Here is a 20,634-nt window from a genome sequence, read left to right as displayed (position 1 = left end):
GCCCATGAAAGCCATCATCCACGGTGACGCCACCCTGCCCGCCAGCGATCCCCGCGCCCTGCAGGACGCCGTGCTGCCCGATCCCACGCCCGAGGCCCATGACCTGCTGGTAGAGGTCCGCGCCGTGTCGGTCAATCCGGTGGATACCAAGGTGCGCCAGGGCCTGGTGCAGCGCGACTCCAAGGTGCTGGGCTGGGACGTCTCCGGCGTGGTCTGCGCCGTAGGCAGCGCCGTCAGCCGCTTCGCCGTGGGTGACGAGGTCTACTATGCCGGCGAGCTGTTCCGCCCCGGCTGCAACAGCGAACTGCACCTGGTGGACGAACACCTGGCCGGCCACAAGCCCAGGAGCCTGGATCACGCCCAGGCCGCGGCCCTGCCGCTGACCGCCATCACTGCCTGGGAGCTGCTGTTCGATCGCCTGGGCGCGACCGAAGGCGGTGGTGCGGGTCAACAACTGCTGGTGATGGGCGCCGCGGGCGGCGTCGGCTCGGTGCTGGTCCAGCTGGCCCGTCAGCTGACCGAGCTGACCGTGATCGGCACCGCCTCGCGGCAGGAAACCCAGGACTGGGTGCGCTCGCTCGGCGCCCATCACGTCATCGACCACCACCAGTCGCTGCGCCCCCAGCTCGAAGCCCTGGGCCTGGACGGCGTGACCCTGGTCGCCAGCCTCACCCATACCGATGAGCACTTCACCCAGCTCGTGGACGTCCTGCGGCCCCAGGGCCGTCTCGGCGTGATCGATGATCCGGCGCAGCTGGACGTGGTGCCGATGAAGGCCAAGTCGCTCTCGCTGCACTGGGAGCTGATGTTCACCCGCTCGCTGTTCCAGACCCCGGACAAGGTGCGCCAGCACGAGATCCTCGAACGCGTGGCCGGGCTGATCGACCAGGGCACCCTCAAGACCACCCTGGGTGAACATCTGGGCCGTATCGATGCCGCCAACCTGCGCCGCGCCCATGCCCAGCTGGAAAGCCACCAGGCCCGCGGCAAGCTCGTACTGGAGGGCTTCTGATGGCCAGGCTCTCCGCCCTGACCCTCGCCGTCGCCCTGGCCGTCGGTAGCCTGACGGCCCAGGCCGCGCCGCTGCCCCAGGAGCGCACCCTTGGCCAGCTGGAGCAGGTCTTCGCCTTCCGCGACGCCATGCCCACTGGGGTCACCGTCAGCGAGACCGGCCGGATCTTCGTCAACTATCCCCGCTGGGGCGACGAGGTGCCCTTCACCGTGGCCGAACTCAAGGACGGCAAGGCGGTGCCCTACCCGGACGCCGCGCTCAACGTCGAGACCCCGGGCCAGCCGGGCAAGGGCTTCATCAGTGTGCAGAGCGTGGTTGCCGATGGTCGCGGACACCTCTGGGTGCTGGACACCGCCGCGCCTGGCTTTGCTCCGCCCAAGGCCGGTGGCGTCAAGCTGGTGGCCATCGACCTCAAGACCAACAAGGTCGCCAGGACCCTGGTCTTTCCCGCGGCGGTGCTCGAGCCCAACAGCTACGTCAACGACATGCGCTTTGACTTTCGCGTCGGCCGCGCCGGGGTAGCCTATGTCACCGATTCGGCACCTCCAGGCGGCCTGATCATCCTCGACCTCGCCACCGGCCAGGCCCAGCGCCGCCTGACCGGCGCGCCCCAGGCCAATGTCGATCCCAGCTTCTTGCCAGTGGTAGAAGGCGAGCCGCTGCTGATGCAGCGTCCCGATGGGAGCAAGGTCCGGCCGGCCATTGCCAGCGATGGCATCGCCCTGTCGCCGGATGGCGGCACCCTCTACTTCAGCCCGTTATCCAGCCGACACCTCTATGCCGTGCCCACCGCCCTGCTGCGTGATCCCAACGCCAGCGAGGCCGAGGTGCGTGCCGGGGTGCAAGATCTCGGCGAGAAAGGCGCGTCCGACGGCCTCGAAGCCGATGCCCAGGGCCGCGTCTATGCCGGTGACTACGAGCACAATGCCGTGCGCCAGCGCCAGGCCGATGGCAGCTGGAAGACCCTGGTCCACGATCCGCGCGTGCTCTGGCCCGATACCTTCAGCATCGGCCCGGACGGCTATCTCTATTTCACCGCCAACCAGCTCCATCGCCAGGCCCAGTTCCACGGTGGCCAGGACCTGCGCGAGAAGCCCTACAGCCTGTTCCGCGTCAAGATCGACGCCCAGCACTGATCCGATCAGGAGTTATCCATGCAGCTGTCCCAGATCGCCCGTACCCGTTACACCACCAAGGCCTTCGACGGCTCCCGCAGCATCCCGGCCGAACAGGTCGAAGAACTGCTGGAGCTACTGCGCCAGGCGCCTTCCTCGGTCAACTCCCAGCCCTGGCACTTCGTGGTCGCCGCCAGCGCCGAGGCCAAGGCGCGCATCGCCCGTGGCATGCAGAGCCCCTACAACGAACCCAAGGTGCTGCCGGCCTCCCACGTCATCGTGCTCTGCACCCGCCTGGAGATGACCGAAGGCCATCTGGCCCAGGTGCTGGAACAGGAAGCCCAGGACGGCCGCTTCGCCAAGCCCGAAGCGCGCGCCACCCAGGACGGTACCCGCCGTCATTTCGTCGACCTGCATCGTCATGAGCGCCAGGATGTGCAGCACTGGATGGAGAAGCAGACCTATCTGGCGCTAGGCACCCTACTGCTCGGCGCTGCTGCGCTGGGGATCGATGCCACCCCCATGGAAGGCTTCGACGCCAACAGCCTGGACCAGGAACTGGGCCTGCGCGAGCAGGGTTACACCGCCCTGGTGGTAGTCGGCCTGGGTTATCGTGGCGAAAGTGATTTCAACGCCGCTCTGCCCAAGTCACGCCTGACCCGCGAGCAGGTCTTCACCTTCCTCGATTGATGCTGAGGCAGCCTAGTAACCATCAGGAAAGGACGTCGGCATAGTCGTCCTTTCCTGGCGCACTACTCGCTAAGGCGCCTGTATCGATCGACGGCCTAGGCGTTTGGATGCAGTGATCTCAACGAAGGCTGTATTCATCTCGCGCCGTGAGGCGCGCGAACCAGTTGGCTTACGCAGCGACTGAATTCATTCATCGTGAACGGCTTGGACAGCTGCAGCGCCTGGCTTGGCAGGCCTTCTTCGAACAGCGGACCGGCAAAGCCGCTGACGAACAGCACCCGGAGCCGGGGATCCAACGCGATCAATTGGCTGTACAGGACCTTGCCGGTCATTCCTCCCGCCAAGCCAATGTCGGTCACCAAGATTTGGATATCCGGCGACGCCTTGAACTTGGCGAGCGCCGAGGCACCATCTGCTGCCTCCATGACCTGGTAGCCAAGCTCTTTCAGGGCGGCCGCCATGGTCTTGCGAACCACCGGCTCGTCATCGACCACCAGGACACGTTCTCCGTTACCTGTAGGGCAGGCGTCGGGATCGGTACTGGCTAACTCATCGATCTGTTCGATGCCCCTGATGCCCCTCGGGAAAAACAGGCTGACGGACGTGCCTGCGCCCAGCTGACTATGCACCCGGATCTGCCCGCCGGACTGCTCCATGAAACCAAAGACCATGGACAGACCCAGGCCGGTGCCTTCCCCTAGCGGCTTGGTCGTGAAGAAGGGTTCGAAGACCCGCGCCACGGTGTCCGGCGACATGCCGATACCGGTATCGGTCAGGCTGATCTTGAGATAGTCGCCTATCGGCAGATCCCTCAGCTCGCCGTAGTGGGGCTCTACTGACACCCGTTTCGTTTCAAGGGTCAGTACCCCGCCGTCCGGCATCGCATCGCGTGCATTGATGGCGAGATTCAGCAGCGCATTTTCGAGCTGGTTGGGGTCGCAATGGATGACGCCCGTGTCTCCGATCAGGATTTCAAAACGGATCCCGGGCCCGACCGTGCGCCGGATCAGATCCTCCAGTTCGCTGACCAGCAGACTGGCTTGCAGATTCTTTGGCTCGAGGCGCTGCTGACGAGAAAAGGCCAGAAGCCGGTGCGTAAGGCCTGCGGCGCGATTCGCGGAGGTCAAGGCCAGGATGATGTAGCGGTCCAGATCATCCAAACGGCCTCTGGCGATGCGTAGCTGCAGTAATTCCAGACTGGAAATCACCCCGGCCAACATGTTGTTGAAGTCATGCGCGATCCCGCCCGTGAGCTGGCCGACCGCTTCCATCTTCTGGCTCTGGCGCAACTTTTCCTCCGTGACCGCCCGCTCTGCTTGCTCCTGCTCCAAGGCTGCGGTGCGGTCACGTACCCGCTCTTCCAGCGTCTCGTTCCAATGGACCAGCGCCGACTCGAGATCCATTCGCTCCTGAATATCTTCGATGGTGCCGTACCAGCGCTGACGCTGGCCCTGTTCGTCCGTTTGAGCGAAGGCCCTGACGCGGTACCAGCCGTAGCCACCGCTGGCCGTCTGGAGACAGGTTCGAATATCGTAGGCGGCGCCAGTTGCCAGGGAGTGTCGCCAGGCCTGCTGCATACGCTCCCGGTAGTCAGGATGAGGCACCTGCAACCAGCCTTCGCCCAACAGCTCCTCACGAGAGCGACCGGTAAGCGTCAGCCAGCGGTCATCGAAGGAATCGATGAGTCCTTGCGCATCGGCTGTCCAGGGAATCTGCGGATTGAGGACGGTCGCGGCGCAATACTGGGCCTCGCGCTCACGCAACTCGGCTTCGGAATGCTCGAGCGCCTGGACTTTATTGAGGCGATCCACGGTCGCCCCCAGCAGGTTGGCGTAGGTCCGCAGGAAGTCGATGTCGTCTGGCGAGAATTCACGCTCGACGGGGCTATCGACCTCCAGCAAGCCAAAGGGCGGCTGGCCGTCTGGCCCCAGGATGATGACGTTCACCAGCGCCCGCACGCCGTGATCCTTCAAGAACTGCGGGTAATCGAAACGATCCTCGGTGGTGATATCCGTCGATACCACCGGCTCACCCGTTTGTAGCGCGAAACCTTCGGACGAACGCTCTTTAGCAGGCACGAGCTCGTGCCCGACTACGCCGGGTTTCCAACCGACGCCACTGCGGACAAGTAGATTACTCCCATCGGCCTGGAGCTCCATGACCTTCGCCAGCGGTGTATCCAGCGCCTCACTGACGAGGTGACAGGCTTGATGGAGGATTTCATCAAGGTCGTTTCCCTTGAGTGCAAGCTCTCCAAACTTTGCCAGTGCCGTTCGTTGACGAAGGAGTACGTGCACAGAAGACATCAGTAACCGATCCTTGCCTGACAAGGGCGTCGATCGAATAACGACGTACCAACCGCCAGGCTTTATGTATAAAGCTACAGGCACGGTTTCTTACGATGGGGTTCCAGCAAGGTCAGGCTTTTGCGATAAAGCGCCTGCTGCGTGGGACCGGGGAGCGGATGAAACTGGAGAGTGGTCCGTCAGGAACCGCCTCGGCGGCGGCGGTGCGAGAGCGCGCACCGCCGTACCAACCGCGACGTTGAAAAGACCTCGACCGCCTTAACCCTTCAGATCCGCCAGGATCGAGAACGCTCGCAAGCGATCCGCCTGCTCGTAGACGTCGCACGTAAAGATCAGCTCGTCGGCGTCGGTCTTCTCCAGCAGCAGTTCCAGACGCTCACGGACCTTGTCCGGGCCACCGATCACCGCCATGCCGAGGAAGCTCGATACCGACTCCTTCTCGTGCGGCAACCAGACGCCCTCCATGCTGCGCACCGGCGGTTGCAGGCGCAGGCTGTCACCGCGGAACAGGGCCAGGATGCGCTGGTAGACGGTGGTGGCCAGGTAGTTGGCCTCATCGTCGCTGTCGGCGGCCACCAGGGGCACGCCGAGCATCACGTAGGGCCGGTCGAGGACCTTGGATGGCTTGAAGTTTTCGCGGTACAGGCGGATCGCCTCGTGCACATAGCGCGGCGCGAAATGCGACGCGAAGGCATAGGGCAAGCCCTTGGCCGCGGCCAGCTGGGCGCTGAACAGGCTCGAACCCAGCAGCCAGATCGGCACCTCGGTGCCCGCGCCCGGCATGGCGATCACGCCCTGCCCCGGTTGCTGTGGCCCGAAGTAATGCTGCAACTCCTCCACGTCCCGCGGGAAGTCGTCGGAACTGCCTAGGCGATCACGGCGCAGGGCATAGGCGGTACGCTGATCCGAACCCGGTGCGCGACCTAGACCGAGTTCGATACGGCCCGGATACAACGAGGCCAGGGTGCCGAACTGCTCGGCCACCACCAGCGGCGCGTGGTTGGGCAGCATGATCCCACCCGAACCCAGGCGCAGGGTGCTGGTGCCACCGGCCAGATAGCCCAGCAGCACGGCGGTCGCCGAGCTGGCGATGCCGTCCATGTTGTGGTGTTCGGCGACCCAGTAGCGGGAGAACCCGAGCTGTTCGACATGGCGCGCCAGGTCCAGCGCGTTGTGCAGCGCCTGGGCGGCATCGCCATCGTCGCGGATGGGAGCGAGGTCAAGGACCGATAGGGCGGTCTTAGAGAGACGGGTCATCAGGGATCTCCTCGGCGGCCTGATCGTAGGCCGCCCTGTGGCGCTGAATGAGAGGTTGCTTCGCGGCGGCCCAGGCGGCCAGAGCGCCCACCGGCACCATCAGGCTCTGGCCCAGGGCGGTAAGCGCGTACTCCACCTGGGGCGGCTTGGTCGGGGTCACCGTGCGGGACACCAGGCCGTCGCGCTCCAGCTGACGCAAGGTCACGCTGAGCATGCGCTGGGAAATGCCATCGACCCGACGACGCAATTCATTGAAGCGCAACGGGCCGGCTTCCAGAGTGAAGAGCGTGAGCAAGGACCAGGCATCACCGATCCGATCCAGCACGTCCCTGATCGGACAGGCATGGGCATGCAGGCGGCGACGACTGGAGATACGACTGACCACGGCGTCCATGGCGATCCTCGAAGCAGAACTGACTCCAGCCTACGCCTTCTGGGCGGTTATTAAAAGTAACCACCTGTCAGGGCTGGTACTGCTGCTCCGGCCAAGGCACAATCCAGGAGGTCGTGACCATTTTTATTGATTGAACGTTCAATAAAAAATAGTTACCCTCGGAGACTCTTCCCTCTGTTCAGGAGATGCCTCGTGCCCAAGGTCGGGATGCAGCCCATCCGCCGTTCGCAGCTCATCGCCGCGACCCTCGAAGCCGTCGACGAAGTTGGCATGGGCGACGCCAGTATCGCCTTCATCGCCCGCAAGGCCGGTGTCTCCAACGGCATCATCAGCCACTACTTCCAAGACAAGAACGGCCTGCTCGAAGCCACCATGCGGCATCTGATGAATGCCCTGCGCCAGGCCGTGCGCGAGCGCCGCGCGGCGCTGCCCGGGGACGATCCCGCCGCCAACCTGCGCGCCATCATCCAGGGCAACTTCGATGACACCCAGGTCAGCGGACCAGCCATGAAGACCTGGCTGGCCTTCTGGGCCACCAGCATGCATCAGCCCAACCTGCGCCGCCTGCAGCGCATCAACGACCTGCGCCTGTATTCCAACCTCTGCTGGCAATTCCGACGCCTGCTGCCGCGCGACCAGGCTCGCGCCGCCGCTCGCGGCCTGGCCGCCATCATCGACGGCCTCTGGCTGCGCGGCGCCCTCTCCGGTGACGCCTTCAACACCCAGCAGGCCCTGCAGATCGCCTACGACTACCTGGACCTGCAACTGGCCAAGGCCTGACGCTCACCCGATCGCTCCCGCCCTGCCGGTCAGCACCGACGGGGCGTCTTCAGCTGCTCCCTCCCCAACCTCCCTCCTCTCCCCCTGGCTAATCACCCGCCCCGGACCGATCCGCTCTAGGCGGCCCCTTGGCTCGTCTCGCCTCGACCACGAATTTTTCATTGATTGAACGTTCAATAAAAATTAAGTAGACTGGATTCATCGCTGGAGCAAAGAGCCCTTCTTTCGCTCCCCCTGTGTTCCTTGCGGGTGCCACGGCGCCCGCCCCGTCTTGGGAGATCGTCCATGGCCCGTTTCGCCGAACAGCAGCTGTACATTGGTGGCCGCTACGTCGCCGCCACCGGTGGCGCCACCTTCGAAACCCTGAATCCCGCTACCGGCGAGGTGCTTGCCGTGGTGCAGAGCGCCAGCCGCGCCGACGTGGACAAGGCAGTGGCAGCCGCTTCCGAAGGCCAGAAGGTCTGGGCCGCCATGACCGCCATGCAACGCTCGCGCATCCTGCGCAAGGCCGTGGACATCCTCCGCGCACGCAACGACGAGCTGGCCCTGCTGGAAACCCTGGACACCGGCAAGGCCCTGTCCGAGACCCAGGCCGTGGACATCGTGACCGGCGCCGACGTGCTCGAGTACTACGCCGGGCTCGTCCCCGCTCTGGAAGGCGAGCAGATCCCGCTGCGCGAGACTTCCTTCGTCTATACCCGCCGCGAACCCCTGGGCGTGGTCGCCGGCATCGGTGCCTGGAACTACCCGATCCAGATCGCCCTGTGGAAGTCCGCCCCGGCCCTGGCCGCTGGCAACGCCATGATCTTCAAGCCCAGCGAAGTCACCCCGCTGACCGCGCTGAAGCTGGCCGAGATCTACACCGAAGCCGGCCTGCCCGATGGCGTCTTCAACGTGGTCAACGGCGTCGGTCCCGAGGTGGGCGTGGCCCTGACCGAGCATCCCGGCATCGAGAAGATCTCCTTTACCGGCGGTGTCGCCACCGGCAAGAAGGTCATGGCCAGCGCCGCCGGCTCGACGCTCAAGGAAGTCACCATGGAGCTGGGCGGCAAGTCGCCGCTGATCGTCTGCGATGACGCTGACCTGGAGCGCGCCGCCGACATCGCCGTCATGGCCAACTTCTTCAGCTCTGGCCAGGTCTGCACCAACGGCACCCGGGTGTTCGTGCCCCAGGCGCTCAAGGCCGACTTCGAGGCCAAGGTGGTGGAGCGGGTCAAGCGCATCAAGCTGGGCGATCCCCTGGCCGCCGAGACCAATTTCGGGCCGCTGGTCAGCACCCCGCACATGGAAAAGGTGCTGGGCTACATCGCCCAGGGCCAGGCCGAAGGCGCCCGCCTGCTCACCGGTGGCGAGCGCGTCACCCAGGGCGAGCTGGCCAAGGGCAACTTCGTCGCCCCCACCGTCTTCACCGATTGCCGTGACGACATGGCCATCGCCCGCGAAGAGATCTTCGGCCCGGTCATGAGCATCCTCGCCTATGCCGACGAGGACGAGGTGGTGCGCCGCGCCAACGATACCGAGTACGGCCTGGCCGCTGGCGTGGTCACCCGTGACCTGGCCCGTGCCCACCGCATGATCCATCGCCTGGAAGCCGGCATCTGCTGGATCAACACCTGGGGCGAATCGCCCGCCGAGATGCCAGTGGGTGGCTACAAGCACTCCGGCGTCGGTCGCGAGAACGGCCTCACCACCCTCGGCCACTACACCCGCATCAAGTCGGTACAGGTCGAGCTGGGCGATTACGCCTCGATCTTCTAGGCCGCTTCAGTAGCGCTTTTCTCCCCTCTCCGCTGGAGAGGGCCCGGGGATGGGGTCACCACCCCACCCGCCGTCAGGAGGAGAATCTTCATGGCACACGAATTCGATTACATCGTCATAGGCGCCGGCTCGGCCGGCAACGTCCTGGCCACCCGGCTGACCGAGGACAAGGACGTCAGCGTCCTGCTGCTGGAAGCCGGCGGCCCCGACTACCGCCTGGACTTCCGCACCCAGATGCCGGCCGCCCTGGCCTATCCGCTGCAGGGCAAGCAGTACAACTGGGCCTACCAGACTGAGCCCGAGCCGCACATGGACAATCGCCGGATGGAATGCGGCCGCGGCAAGGGCCTGGGCGGCTCTTCGCTGATCAACGGCATGTGCTACATCCGCGGCAACGCCCTGGACTATGACAACTGGGCGCAACTCGATGGCCTGGACGACTGGACCTACCTCGACTGCCTGCCCTACTTCCGCAAGGCCGAGAAGCGCGATGCCGGGGCCAACGACTGGCACGGCGGTGAGGGTCCGGTGTCGGTGACCACCGCCAAGCCAGACACCAATCCCTTGTTTGAAGCCATGGTCGAAGCCGGTGTCCAGGCAGGCTATCCGCGCACCGAAGACCTCAACGGCTATCAGCAGGAAGGCTTCGGCCCGATGGACCGCTTCGTCACCCCGAACGGCCGGCGCTCCAGCACCGCCCGTGGCTATCTGGATCAGGCCAAGGGTCGCCCGAACCTGACCATCGTCACCCACGCCACCACCGATCGCATTCTCTTCGAGGGCAAGCGCGCCAACGGCGTCGCCTACATGAAGGGCGATTCGCTGGAAGCCATTACCGTGCGCGCCCGTCGCGAGGTGCTGCTCTGCGCCGGCGCTATTGCCTCGCCGCAGATCCTACAGCGCTCCGGCGTCGGCCCCGCGCCGCTGTTGCGTCGTTTCGACATCCCGGTGATCCATGACCTACCCGGCGTCGGCCAGAACTTGCAGGACCACCTGGAGATGTACCTGCAGTACGAGTGCAAGCAGCCGGTCTCGCTGTACCCGGCGCTCAAGTGGTACAACCAGCCGCAGATCGGTCTGGAATGGATGCTCAAGGGCACCGGCCTGGGCGCCAGCAACCACTTCGAGGCAGGCGGTTTCATCCGCTCCAGCGAAGAGTTTGACTGGCCCAACATCCAGTACCACTTCCTGCCGATCGCTATCAATTACAACGGCAGCAACGCTATCGAGGCCCATGGCTTCCAGGCTCACGTCGGCTCCATGCGCTCGCCCAGCCGCGGCCGCATCGAACTGACCTCGCGCGATCCGCGCCAGCATCCGAGCATCCTGTTCAATTACATGAGCACCGAGCAGGACTGGCGGGAATTCCGCGACGGCATCCGCCTGACCCGCGAGATCATGCAACAGCCGGCGCTGGACCCCTATCGTGGCGAAGAGATCAACCCGGGCCGCGACTGCGTGACTGATGCCCAGCTGGACGCCTTCGTGCGCTCCCACGCCGAGACCGCCTATCACCCGTCCTGCTCCAACAAGATGGGTACCGACGACATGGCGGTGGTCGACGGCGCCGGTCGCGTGCACGGCCTGGAAGGCCTGCGCGTGGTGGACGCCTCCATCATGCCGATCATCGCGACGGGCAACCTCAATGCCCCGACCATCATGATCGCCGAGAAGATCGCCGACAAAATCCGCGGCCGCGCCCCGCTGCCGCGCAGCAACGCCGCCTACTACGTCGCCAACGGCGCCCCGGTACGGGGTACCCCGCTGCGCGATGTCAACGGCCAGCGTGCCGCCGAGCCGGTCCCGGAACGTCGCAACCAGCCGGCCGCCTGATCCCAGGCAGCTGAACGCAAGAAGGGCGCCCTTCTTGTATCTGACTTCGTAGCTGGTAGCGGTTGCCTGGCCAAGCCCCACCAATTGCCAGTAGACCGCTCTTCCCCCTCTCCCTCTGGGAGAGGGCCGGGGTGAGGGCAGCCCGCCACCATCTGTCACCTCACAGACAATCCTTCACCGCCGTCAGAATGGTCCGCGGCCGTAGCGGATTGTTGGCCATCTGCTCGCGCAACTGGATACGCGTACCGCGCGGCGCCGACCCGATGTCGATGATGGCCGCCGTGGCGCCCGGCACCTTGCTGTCCACCAGTACGCGCTGCCCACTGTTGCCTTGCAGCTGGACCAGCACATGGCGGCCATCCTTTTTCAGACCGGTCACCAGGCAGGTGCGATAGTCCTCGGCACTCTTGCCCGTGCGCAGCTCCATCGGCGGATTGCGCTCGAGGTTCGCCTGGCTGGTACAACCCGCCAGAGCAGCGGCCAGGATGGCCAGGATCTTCGTTCTCATGGGTGGCTCCTCACAAGCTCTTCAACCTATTTTAGCCGCCGCTGCCTTACGCGAGCCTTAACCGCCGCACATCCTTGGTTTACAAGGGCTTTTTCATGGCTATAATGGCCTCCCCCTTGCCGGTATAGCTCAGCTGGTAGAGCAACTGACTTGTAATCAGTAGGTCCCGGGTTCGACTCCTGGTGCCGGCACCATCTAAATCTCCTTACGTTCCCAACTGATCGCTCACGCCAGTTCTCCTTCCGTCGGATCTATCCGCTACCGTCATACGCTTGCCTCTGTATGATCCATGGTCATCACTGCAAATGGATCGGACCATGGCCCAAGTTACCGACCGTAGCGTCTCGCCCTACAAAGAAAGCTGCTTCATTCAAGCTATCTATGCCGACGGGACCGTACTACGTGGCTCTGGGACGGTGGTGGGTACCAACGATGTGCTCACCGCACTGCACGTGATCTACAACGCCGATCACGGCGGGTGGGCAACTCACGTCAGCGTGACGCCCGGAGCCCTGGTCGGTAGCAATAGCTTTTCCGCGCCTCTTGGTACCTACTCGGCGGAAAGTTGGACGGGATACTCTTCGAACTGGGATACCAACAACGATGGAATTCCCAGTCTTGCCGAGTCCGGCCATGACTTGGGCTTGCTCAATTTCGATCTGAATCTGGCCAGCTTGACAGGAAGTCTGCAGGTTACGAACAGCCAGCAAAATTTCACTGGCACCATCGTTGGCTATCCTGCACGCGGCTCCAGCGTGATGCAGGAATCCGTGAATGCCACCTACTTCGCCAATGAGTCCGTATTTCGTGTCGATGCCGCCTTGGGCGTAGGAGCTTCAGGCGGAGCGCTCGTCGATTCCAATCATAGCTTCCCTACCGTCAGCGGAGTCTTGTCTGCAGGAGACAGCGCTTACACCTACGCCATCTACGCAGCCATGACAGGCGCCAATCTGAGCTGGTACCAGGCGGCGGCTGCCGCCAATGACGTCCTGCTCGATGTCAGCAGCGCTTACCGGCCGATGGGAGCGGGTATTTCCAGTGGTAGCGATCACGATGATCGCTTGTTGCAAGCCCGCCTATCCTATGATGCCGACAACCTTGCCAAGGTATATGGATACCAGGGAACCGACACCCTAGTCATGCAAGGTTCGTATGCTCGATACATCGTCGCGACCAGCAACGGCGCACTGACGGTAACCGACCACCAGACCGGCGCGCAGCTTGAACTCTACGACATCAACGTCCTGAACTTTCTAGATCGAACGCTCTACGTGCTCAGCGAAGAGCAGGCTCAGATTGCTCGCCTTTACAGCGGCTTCGGCCGGGCACCGGATGTCGACGGCTTGCAAGGCTGGCTAAGCGCCTATTCTCAAGGCACCTCGTTCCAGAGCATTCTCTCTGGCTTTGCCGACTCCGCAGAATTCACCGGACGCTATGGTCAGAGCAGCGACACCCAATTCGTCTCTGACCTGTATGGCACCGTTCTGGACAGACAGGCGGACACTTCAGGCATGACCCACTGGCTCGAGCAACTCGAAGCCGGATTCAGTCGCCAAGATACTCTGCTAGCCTTCACCGAATCCGCCGAGAATCGGCAGCATAGCGAAGGCACTATCGGATACCTGAAGATCGTGGCCCACAACGCCTGGTCCGCTCACGATCTGGTCATTCAACCCGGATTGGCGCTTGGTACCGACTCTACCGATCATCTCGACGAGGCAGCGCTGCTCGTTTCTTCGAACGAGGTGCGATTGTTCGCCCAGAGTGGCATTGACGTGTTGCAGCTGGACGGAGCAGCGGGCGGCTATCTACGCGATTCTGGCAAGTCAGACGTCGCCAGCGTCACCTTGGTCAACCTTGCTACCGGGGTTGAGATGCAGGTGCATGACGTAGAGATGCTGAGCTTCAGCGACAGAAACGTCCTCGTCCTGACGTCTTCCCAGGCTCAAATCGCCCGGCTCTACACGGCCTTCGACCGGACGCCGGACCTAGCAGGCATGCATGACTGGACGATCGCCTCACGTCACGGTACGGAGTTCGCCGCCATCGCTCAGAGCTTCACGCAATCCGCCGAGTTTTCTCTGCACTATGGCGGCTTGACCACTCTGGAATTCGTGGAATCGCTCTATGGCACGGTGCTCGGTCGCCCTGCGGAAGCTGCAGGTGCTGCGCACTGGATCGATGCCCTGGAGCGTGGATCGAGCCGTGCGGAGGTGCTGATCGCCTTTACCGATTCATCGGAGAATCAATACCTGACCCAAGGCCCGGAAGGCTTCATACAACTGGTCGGCACGAGCGACTGGACCTGAAGGCGGCAGCAACGGGCTATCTGTTCGACGAGATGTCGGTTTAGCGGTTCAAGCGCACGTCTGGTGCTCGGCGCCAGGGCTATCATTGGATTCGTTAATCTTTCATGGATGAGTCGTGATGCCGTTGATCACCGATCGCTCTGTCGCCCCTTATAAGCAAGTCTGCTACATCGAGACCTATTTTCCGGACGGTACCATTGCGAGGGGCTCCGGCAGTGTCGTAGGTATCAACGACGTGCTGACGGCCTTGCATGTGGTTTTCGATGCCACCCACGGTGGCTGGGCTACCCAAGTTGTGGTCACACCCGGCGCCTATGTGGACGACAGCATCGGTAGCTTTGGGGCGCCTTTTGGCACCTACTTCGCCAGCAACTGGGTCGGTCGCACCACCAATTGGGATACTGATGGCGATCATCTGCTGACGATCAGGGAGGCCAGCCAGGACATGGCGCTCATCGGCCTCGACGTCAACCTAGCCGCAGCGACCGGCGGTGCGCTTACCGTAGGAAACTCCACCGACAGCTTCCAGGCTACCCTGCTGGGATACCCGGCCGATCAGTCCGGCCTCATTCAAACCACCGGGTACGCCTACTCGGACTTTCCTTCCACCGCAGCCTATGACGTAGGAGCCACGCTAGGCCCAGGCGCCTCAGGCGGTCCGCTGCTGGATATGAGTTCGGGAACTCCGATCATCAATGGTGTCCTGTCGGCAGGAGATAGCTCTGGCTCCTACTATGCAGCGACCGGCGGTTTCAATGCCCTCTGGTACGCCCAGAGTGTATCGGGTAACAACAACCTGCTGCTCGAAGGCTATCAGCACCGCCCCGTCGGCGCGGGCGTCGCAAGCGGCAGTGACTTTGATGATCTGATGTACGAATACCAGCTTTCGTATATCGCCAAGGCTGCCTCGGCGTATGGCTATAAAGGCGCCGATGCACTGGTGATGGACAGCTTCTACAGCGATTATCAGATCACCGTGGACGCGGCTAATGGTGGCCAGGTAAATGTCACCAATCTCTCCAGCCAGACGCAGCTATCGCTAAACGACATCAATGCCCTGGCCTTCCGGGATTGGATGGTCTACGTCATGACCGAAGATCAGGCGCAGATCGCCCGGCTCTACACGGTCTTTGGCCGTACCCCTGATTTCCAGGGCTTGCAGAATTGGGTTGAAGCCTACGAGCATGGGACGTCCTTCAACACCATTGCCGCAAGCTTTTCCAACTCCCAGGAATTCGCAGGTCGCTATGGCGCCCTAGATAACCAAGGCTTCGCCGCCCAACTCTACAACACCATCCTACAGCGCTCTGGGGATGCCGAAGGGCTGGCACACTGGACTCATCTTTTGAATCAGGGCATGAGCCGAGGCGAGGCCATGGTCAATTTCACCAACTCGCAGGAAAGCATCAACGCCACCTCCGGCAACCATGGCTTTATCAAGATCGTGACCCATAGCGCCTGGTCCGACAACGATGCGGTGATCCAGGATGGTGTGGTCTTTGGCAGCCAGTACGGAGACCGACTTCATGAAAGCCAATTCGATTTCGATGCCGGCAACAGCACCGAACTCTATGGCTACAAGGGCGGCGACATCCTCTATCTGGAAGGTGTTTCGAGCAGCTATCAACGAGGCCTCGCCAATTCGAGCACCCTGAGCCTGATCAACAGCGCGAACGGTGAAAGAATGCTGCTGAACGACATCAATATGCTCAGCTTCATCGACAAGAACGTCTTCGTGCTGACAGAGGACCAGGCGGAAATTGCCCGACTCTACACCGTGTTCGACCGCGTCCCCGACTTCAATGGCCTCCAGGACTGGCTCAATGCCAACAGCCACGGCATGACCTTCAATACCATTGCCAACGGCTTCGCCCAGTCCCAGGAATTCGCTCTGCGCTACAGCGCCGTAGATAACCAGGGTTTTGCCAATCAGCTCTATCAGACCGTTCTGGGACGCGAGGGTGAAGCGGCAGGCCTGGCCCACTGGACGCAGCAGCTTGACGCCGGCCTGAGTCGTGGCGCCGCCATGATCAACTTCACCAATTCGCAGGAAAACCACCTGCTGACCGAAGGCCCTGATGGTTTCATTCAGCTCATCGGCCAGAGTGACTGGGTCTGACCCTGGCACAAAAAACCCGCCTGACTCGGCGGGTTTTTCTTTCGGCTTGGTTGCTCAACCCTTGGCGACTTCGCCCTCCTTGACCCCCGTTTTACGCTCCTCGCCCGGCGTCGGTACCGCCAGCCACCCGTTGATCTTCTGAATATCGGTCTCCCGAAAACCACCGCTCCAACGCAGCAATACTAGCTGATTGGTGACGAAGTCATATTGCGCCTGCAGGTAATCCCGCCGCGCGCTGTACTCTTGCTGCACCGCATTGAGCACGTCTACGGCGGTCGCCACGCCGAGGCTCAACGAGCGCTCGCTGGCGGCGCGTGATTTGATGGCCGACTCCAGCGCATTACGTGACGAGCCGATCTTGGCGAGGTCCGCAGCGCTCTTTATGTAGGCGGTGCGCGTTTCCTTGACTACCTGACGGCGAATGGATTCGAACTCCTGTTCGGCCGCATCGCGCGAGCCATAGGAGCTTGCCACCCGAGCGCTGGTAGAACCGCCGCTATAGAAGGGAATTTGCACGCTGATGGTGGCGGAATAGGTATTGATCGCCGAAGAGGCGATGACGTTTTCATAGGCGAAGTCACTGCGTTGCGCGCCCAGATTGAAACTCACGGTCGGCAAATGCCCACCCTTAGCTTCGGCGATCCCATAGTTGGCCGCGTCCACAGCGCGCTGCTTGGCTTGCAGGGCCGGGTTGTTCGCCACCGCCGAGTTCACCCATTGCTCTTCGTCACCCTGGGGCATGGCCAATTGGGCTTTCTCATTGAGTCGTTTGAGCGGTTGGTAGACCGCCCGGCCGATCAATTCGGCCAGGGCTTCACGGGTGACTTGAATCTGGTTGCGGGCCTCGATCTCTTGGGTCTTGAGGCTGTCGACCTTCGCCGAAATCTGCAGCACATCGGTGACCGTGCTCATCTGTTTGTCGAACAGCGCCTGGGCACGCTCCAAGTTGCGCTGCGTCGCCTTGCGCTCGGCGGTAACCAGCTCGAGACTGTCTTCCGCAGCCAAGGCGGCGAAATAACGTTGCACCAGATCCGCTGCCGACTGGTTCTTTGCATCGTCGTACTGAGCGCGATATTGCTCGGTGAGCTGCTCGTAACGTTTGAAACCACGCCATGCCGCAGCGTTGTACAGCGCCTGGCTCAGGGTCAGGTTGTAGCTCTCGCCATTGTAGTTGAGCTTCTGCTCACCCTCTTCACGGCGAACACGACTGGTCGAGACGCCGCCGCTCAACTGGGGCAGCAGCTGACCGAACGCAGCGCGCTCCTGACCTTCCAAATCCTTTACCTGAGCCTCGGCGCCACGAATGCGGGGATCGGAGAGTGCACTGTCCTGATACAGCTTCCAGAGGTCCACATAATCCTGGGCACGCGGAGTATCGAGGGCCTGGGCGAGAGCGAAACCGCTCCAGCTCAAGACCAATGCAAGAGGAAAGACTTTAGCGATCATCAGCCCTACTCCTCGATCATGGAACGGGCCATGGCATTGCGCGCCGGCTTGAGCAGGTATTGCAGCATGGTACGGGATCCGGTGTTGATCAGCACATCGGCGGGCATGCCGGGCACCAATTCGCGATTGCCCAAATCTTTGGCGCCTTGGTCCGTGAGCTTTACCCGGCCCAGGTAGTACGGCGCGCCATCACGCTCATTGGTCAGTCGATCCGCCGACACATAGATCAGCTCGCCCTCGATAATCGGCGTGGTGGCATGGCTAAACGCACTGAAGCGCACCTCAGCTTTGCTACCGAGCTCAACTCGATCGATATCCTTGGGCTCGATGTGGGTCTCGACGATCAGCTTGGCGGCATCCGGCACGATATCGAGCAGATTGGTGCCTGGCTGGACCACTCCCCCGATGGTATGCACCGCCAACCCCATGACCATGCCATCCACCGGTGCCTTGACCTCGGTACGATTGAACCTGTCCTGCAAGGCAGCCAGCCGCTCACGGGCCTCGTAGACCCGCGATTGTGCATCGGCGAGTTTGCTTGCGACATCCGACTTAAACTTCTGGGTGGTCTGAAGGATTTGTAGCCGTGTCTCGCCGATCTGTACTTTTACCCGAGCGATGGATGAACGATGATCGGCAATCTCCGCCTGCAGTCGGGAGAGATTGCGCTCTTGGTCGCGCAGCCGCTCGTTGCTAACGAAGCCTTCCTTGAGCAGCCCAGTGAGATCCTTGATCTCACTGGCATAGGACTTGACTAGGCTTTCCTTGCTGGCAATGACCTCGTTGTAACCGCGAATCTGCTGCTCCAGTTCGGCGGCGCGATTCTTCAACACATTGACCTCGCCTCGACGCGCATCGCGACCAGCGATAAAAATCTGGCGCTCGCTGGCGCGGGCTTCCTGCACCCTCTTGTCCGCAGTGGATAGGTCGCTGTCCTTGAACATCACATCATCGGCATCATCGCGCTCGGCGATCAGGCGGGCTTCCTGGGCCTGAGCCGCGACCAGCTGACTGCGCACCGCTTCAAGCTCCGAAGACGTCTGTGTCGGATCCAGTACCAGCAATACGTCCCCCGCCTTCACGTCCTCGCCGTCGTGGACACGAACCTCGCGAACGATACCGCCCTCCAAGTGCTGTACCGTTTTGCGGTAACTCTCCACCGCCACCTGGCCCGAGGCATAGACGGCACTGTCCAAGGGTGCCAGCGCCGCCCAGCCCCCACCGATACCGAATACCACGAAAAGAATCATGAACCCCAGGCGCCGCACGGGTGCGTCGTCGACCTTGAGACCCGCCGCCGCGGCTTCTGCATACACATCCCTCATGCCGGCGTACCTCCCGGCTGGCCCGCACTACTGGGCTTGGGCGGCAACGGCGTGACGGGCGCAGGATTGGCAACCTGCTGAGGGCCGCCGCTCTGCTGAGCTTTGAGCTGAGCCAAGACCTGATCGCGGGCGCCGGACATGACGATCTGCCCCTCGCTCAGCACCAGGAGGTTATCCACAAACGCCAGGGCACTGACCCTGTGGGTAATGATGAATAGCGTCGTGCCTTTTTGCTTGAGCTTGATCAGCGCCTCGCCCAAGGCTCGCTCGCCCACGTCGTCCAGATTGGAATTGGGTTCATCGAGAATAACTAGCTTGGGATCGCCATAGAGCGCCCTAGCCAGCCCTATCCGTTGGCGCTGGCCACCTGACAAGACGCCACCATGCGCCCCAATGATTGTGTCATAGCCCTGGGGTAGACGCAGAATCATATCGTGTACGCCTGCTAGCCTGGCCGCATCTACGACCTTCTCCGCATCCACCTCGCCAAGACGTGCAATGTTTTGTGCAATAGTACCGTCAAATAGTTCAATGTCTTGTGGAAGATAACCTATATAAGGACCTATCTGAGTTCGATCCAAATGGAAAATATCTGCACCATCCAAGCGTACCTTTCCGCTCTGGGCTGGCCATATACCTAATAGAGCACGGGCCAAGGTTGACTTGCCAGCTGCACTTGCACCAAGAACCCCAACAGAAGCGCCAGCAGGTGCTCTGAAAGAAATACCTTTAATTACGGGGAATTGACCGCCGGGCGGCGTTACTATGATTTGCTCAACAGAAATATCGCCCTTAGGCACTGGCAAAGACATCCTGCCAGGATCGGATGGAATTTGTTGTAAAATTTCATTTAAACGTGAATATTGCCCTCTAACCGCTACGAAGCCTTTCCAATTTGCTATCATTTGATCAATCGGAGCTAAAGCGCGACCAGTGAGCAATGAAGCGGCAGTCATAATACCCGCCGTTATTTCGTTATTTATAACCAAATACGCGCCCAAACCTAACACGAAGGACTGAAGCAGCATTCGCCAAGTTCTAGATATATTACTTATAGCCCCGCCTATTTCACTAGCACGGCCTTGAAGCGCGAGCACCTTGACATTACCATCCTTCCACTGTTTTAGAACATTCGTGAGCATACCCATCGAGAAGATCACTTCAGCGTTCTGAAGACTTTTCCCTACTAAGCTCAAAGACCCGCTATTTTCTTTATTCGCTTCTTTAAGCCTTTTCCCTGTTAACTTTTCGTTTGCAACAGCTAAACCAATAGAAACGAGTGCGCCTCCAATTACTAAAAGCCCAAAAAAAGGATGAAAGAAAAACATTACACCTATATACAAAGGTAACCAAGGTGCATCAAAAAACGCAAAAATACCGCTACCAGTTAAAAACTGTCTCAAACCAGTCAGATCAGACATTGGCTGACCCGCCGACCCTAAGCCGCCTGTATAGAGAGCTTTTTTGAAGCTTGCCCCAAAAACCCTTTCACTCATAAAAAGGTCTAATCGGGTAGATATTCGAACCATTACTCTAGATCGAATCCAATCTAAAAGACCATAGGTCGACATCATCACGACCAATATAATCGTTAGCATTATCAACGTCGTAACACTTCGGCTACTAATTACTCGATCATAAACCTCGATCATATAAAAAGCAGGAACCAAAAGCAGGACATTTACGAAAACACTAAAAAACCAAACCGTATAAAAACTATACTTACATTCGTCCCAAGCTTCTTTGAATTCACTATTGATTTTAAGCTGCATAAATCGTACC

15 protein-coding genes and 1 tRNA gene are annotated in these 20,634 nt (G+C 61.3%); 9 read left to right on the top strand and 7 right to left on the bottom strand.

Going from position 1 to position 20,634, the window contains the following annotated elements; all coding sequences use genetic code 11:
- Positions 1–4 precede the first annotated feature (4 nt).
- The 3 genes from ACWPW1_RS01615 to nfsB are packed head-to-tail and all read left to right on the top strand — an operon-like array spanning position 5 to position 2,817.
- Complete coding sequence (locus ACWPW1_RS01615) at positions 5–1,012, top strand: zinc-binding alcohol dehydrogenase family protein (protein ID WP_434775502.1); 1,008 nt, start codon at positions 5–7, stop codon at positions 1,010–1,012.
- Positions 1,012–2,148 (top strand): L-dopachrome tautomerase-related protein, encoded by a 1,137-nt coding sequence (locus tag ACWPW1_RS01610; protein WP_434775501.1) that lies wholly within the window; start codon positions 1,012–1,014, stop codon positions 2,146–2,148. Before ACWPW1_RS01615 ends, ACWPW1_RS01610 begins: the two co-directional genes overlap by 1 nt.
- An 18-nt stretch (positions 2,149–2,166) precedes the next feature.
- Positions 2,167–2,817: an oxygen-insensitive NAD(P)H nitroreductase gene (gene nfsB, locus ACWPW1_RS01605; protein WP_271653584.1), complete on the top strand. Its 651-nt coding sequence runs from the start codon at positions 2,167–2,169 to the stop codon at positions 2,815–2,817.
- Between the two features lie 134 nt (positions 2,818–2,951).
- Here nfsB and ACWPW1_RS01600 read toward each other — a convergent pair whose 3' ends face one another.
- The 3 genes from ACWPW1_RS01600 to ACWPW1_RS01590 form a co-directional block, all read right to left on the bottom strand.
- Positions 2,952–5,123: an ATP-binding protein gene (locus ACWPW1_RS01600; protein ID WP_434775500.1), complete on the bottom strand. Its 2,172-nt coding sequence runs from the start codon at positions 5,121–5,123 to the stop codon at positions 2,952–2,954.
- A gap of 258 nt (positions 5,124–5,381) precedes the next feature.
- Positions 5,382–6,380, bottom strand: coding sequence for an LLM class flavin-dependent oxidoreductase (locus ACWPW1_RS01595; RefSeq protein ID WP_271653582.1), 999 nt, complete (start codon positions 6,378–6,380; stop codon positions 5,382–5,384).
- Positions 6,364–6,774, bottom strand: coding sequence for a winged helix-turn-helix transcriptional regulator (locus ACWPW1_RS01590; RefSeq protein ID WP_059313128.1), 411 nt, complete (start codon positions 6,772–6,774; stop codon positions 6,364–6,366). The genes ACWPW1_RS01595 and ACWPW1_RS01590 overlap by 17 nt, the downstream gene beginning before the upstream one ends.
- A 192-nt stretch (positions 6,775–6,966) precedes the next feature.
- Between ACWPW1_RS01590 and betI the strand changes: the two genes are divergently transcribed.
- From betI to betA, 3 genes are all read left to right on the top strand, one after another.
- On the top strand, positions 6,967–7,554 hold the full coding sequence (gene betI, locus ACWPW1_RS01585) for a transcriptional regulator BetI (protein WP_059313127.1): 588 nt from the start codon (positions 6,967–6,969) through the stop codon (positions 7,552–7,554).
- 285 nt (positions 7,555–7,839) lie between these two features.
- On the top strand, positions 7,840–9,312 hold the full coding sequence (gene betB, locus ACWPW1_RS01580; protein ID WP_434775499.1) for a betaine-aldehyde dehydrogenase: 1,473 nt from the start codon (positions 7,840–7,842) through the stop codon (positions 9,310–9,312).
- A gap of 90 nt (positions 9,313–9,402) precedes the next feature.
- Positions 9,403–11,145 (top strand): choline dehydrogenase, encoded by a 1,743-nt coding sequence (gene betA, locus ACWPW1_RS01575; RefSeq protein ID WP_434775498.1) that lies wholly within the window; start codon positions 9,403–9,405, stop codon positions 11,143–11,145.
- 160 nt (positions 11,146–11,305) lie between these two features.
- Here betA and ACWPW1_RS01570 read toward each other — a convergent pair whose 3' ends face one another.
- Entirely contained in the window at positions 11,306–11,653 is a 348-nt protein-coding gene (locus ACWPW1_RS01570) for a hypothetical protein (RefSeq protein WP_434775497.1), read from the bottom strand.
- Between the two features lie 118 nt (positions 11,654–11,771).
- Between ACWPW1_RS01570 and ACWPW1_RS01565 the strand changes: the two genes are divergently transcribed.
- The 3 genes from ACWPW1_RS01565 to ACWPW1_RS01555 all read left to right on the top strand — a co-directional run bounded on the left by ACWPW1_RS01565 (position 11,772) and on the right by ACWPW1_RS01555 (position 16,081).
- A tRNA-Thr gene (locus ACWPW1_RS01565) sits at positions 11,772–11,847 on the top strand.
- 123 nt (positions 11,848–11,970) lie between these two features.
- Positions 11,971–13,962: a DUF4214 domain-containing protein gene (locus tag ACWPW1_RS01560; protein ID WP_434775496.1), complete on the top strand. Its 1,992-nt coding sequence runs from the start codon at positions 11,971–11,973 to the stop codon at positions 13,960–13,962.
- Positions 13,963–14,080: 118 nt separating this feature from the next.
- Positions 14,081–16,081: a DUF4214 domain-containing protein gene (locus tag ACWPW1_RS01555; RefSeq protein ID WP_434775495.1), complete on the top strand. Its 2,001-nt coding sequence runs from the start codon at positions 14,081–14,083 to the stop codon at positions 16,079–16,081.
- 54 nt (positions 16,082–16,135) lie between these two features.
- On the opposite strand, the gene ACWPW1_RS01550 is transcribed toward ACWPW1_RS01555, so the two are convergent.
- From ACWPW1_RS01550 to ACWPW1_RS01540, 3 genes are read right to left on the bottom strand one after another with little or no spacing between them, the layout of a single operon-like run.
- Complete coding sequence (locus tag ACWPW1_RS01550) at positions 16,136–17,527, bottom strand: TolC family outer membrane protein (RefSeq protein ID WP_434775494.1); 1,392 nt, start codon at positions 17,525–17,527, stop codon at positions 16,136–16,138.
- Positions 17,528–17,532: 5 nt separating this feature from the next.
- On the bottom strand, positions 17,533–18,852 hold the full coding sequence (locus ACWPW1_RS01545; protein WP_434775493.1) for an HlyD family type I secretion periplasmic adaptor subunit: 1,320 nt from the start codon (positions 18,850–18,852) through the stop codon (positions 17,533–17,535).
- The gene (locus ACWPW1_RS01540) at positions 18,849–20,624 is read right to left on the bottom strand and encodes a type I secretion system permease/ATPase (RefSeq protein ID WP_434775492.1); all 1,776 of its coding nucleotides are present in this window, start codon (positions 20,622–20,624) and stop codon (positions 18,849–18,851) included. Before ACWPW1_RS01540 ends, ACWPW1_RS01545 begins: the two co-directional genes overlap by 4 nt.
- Between the last annotated feature and the right edge of the window lie 10 nt (positions 20,625–20,634).

This window comes from Pseudomonas sp. Marseille-Q7302 (assembly GCF_965111925.1).
Note: the sequence above shows the minus strand (reverse complement) of the source record. Positions and strands in the feature narration are given on the sequence as shown.

Excerpts from the sequence above, each read along its gene's own strand:
- ACWPW1_RS01610 (WP_434775501.1), top strand. The coding sequence starts at position 1,012 with ATGGCCAGGCTCTCCGCCCTGACCCTCGCCGTCGCCCTGGCCGTCGGT.
- ACWPW1_RS01540 (WP_434775492.1), bottom strand. The coding sequence starts at position 20,624 with ATGCAGCTTAAAATCAATAGTGAATTCAAAGAAGCTTGGGACGAATGT.
- ACWPW1_RS01545 (WP_434775493.1), bottom strand. The coding sequence starts at position 18,852 with ATGAGGGATGTGTATGCAGAAGCCGCGGCGGCGGGTCTCAAGGTCGAC.
- ACWPW1_RS01595 (WP_271653582.1), bottom strand. The coding sequence starts at position 6,380 with ATGACCCGTCTCTCTAAGACCGCCCTATCGGTCCTTGACCTCGCTCCC.
- ACWPW1_RS01600 (WP_434775500.1), bottom strand. The coding sequence starts at position 5,123 with ATGTCTTCTGTGCACGTACTCCTTCGTCAACGAACGGCACTGGCAAAG.
- ACWPW1_RS01550 (WP_434775494.1), bottom strand. The coding sequence starts at position 17,527 with ATGATCGCTAAAGTCTTTCCTCTTGCATTGGTCTTGAGCTGGAGCGGT.
- betA (WP_434775498.1), top strand. The coding sequence starts at position 9,403 with ATGGCACACGAATTCGATTACATCGTCATAGGCGCCGGCTCGGCCGGC.
- ACWPW1_RS01615 (WP_434775502.1), top strand. The coding sequence starts at position 5 with ATGAAAGCCATCATCCACGGTGACGCCACCCTGCCCGCCAGCGATCCC.
- ACWPW1_RS01560 (WP_434775496.1), top strand. The coding sequence starts at position 11,971 with ATGGCCCAAGTTACCGACCGTAGCGTCTCGCCCTACAAAGAAAGCTGC.
- ACWPW1_RS01555 (WP_434775495.1), top strand. The coding sequence starts at position 14,081 with ATGCCGTTGATCACCGATCGCTCTGTCGCCCCTTATAAGCAAGTCTGC.
- ACWPW1_RS01590 (WP_059313128.1), bottom strand. The coding sequence starts at position 6,774 with ATGGACGCCGTGGTCAGTCGTATCTCCAGTCGTCGCCGCCTGCATGCC.
- ACWPW1_RS01570 (WP_434775497.1), bottom strand. The coding sequence starts at position 11,653 with ATGAGAACGAAGATCCTGGCCATCCTGGCCGCTGCTCTGGCGGGTTGT.
- nfsB (WP_271653584.1), top strand. The coding sequence starts at position 2,167 with ATGCAGCTGTCCCAGATCGCCCGTACCCGTTACACCACCAAGGCCTTC.
- betB (WP_434775499.1), top strand. The coding sequence starts at position 7,840 with ATGGCCCGTTTCGCCGAACAGCAGCTGTACATTGGTGGCCGCTACGTC.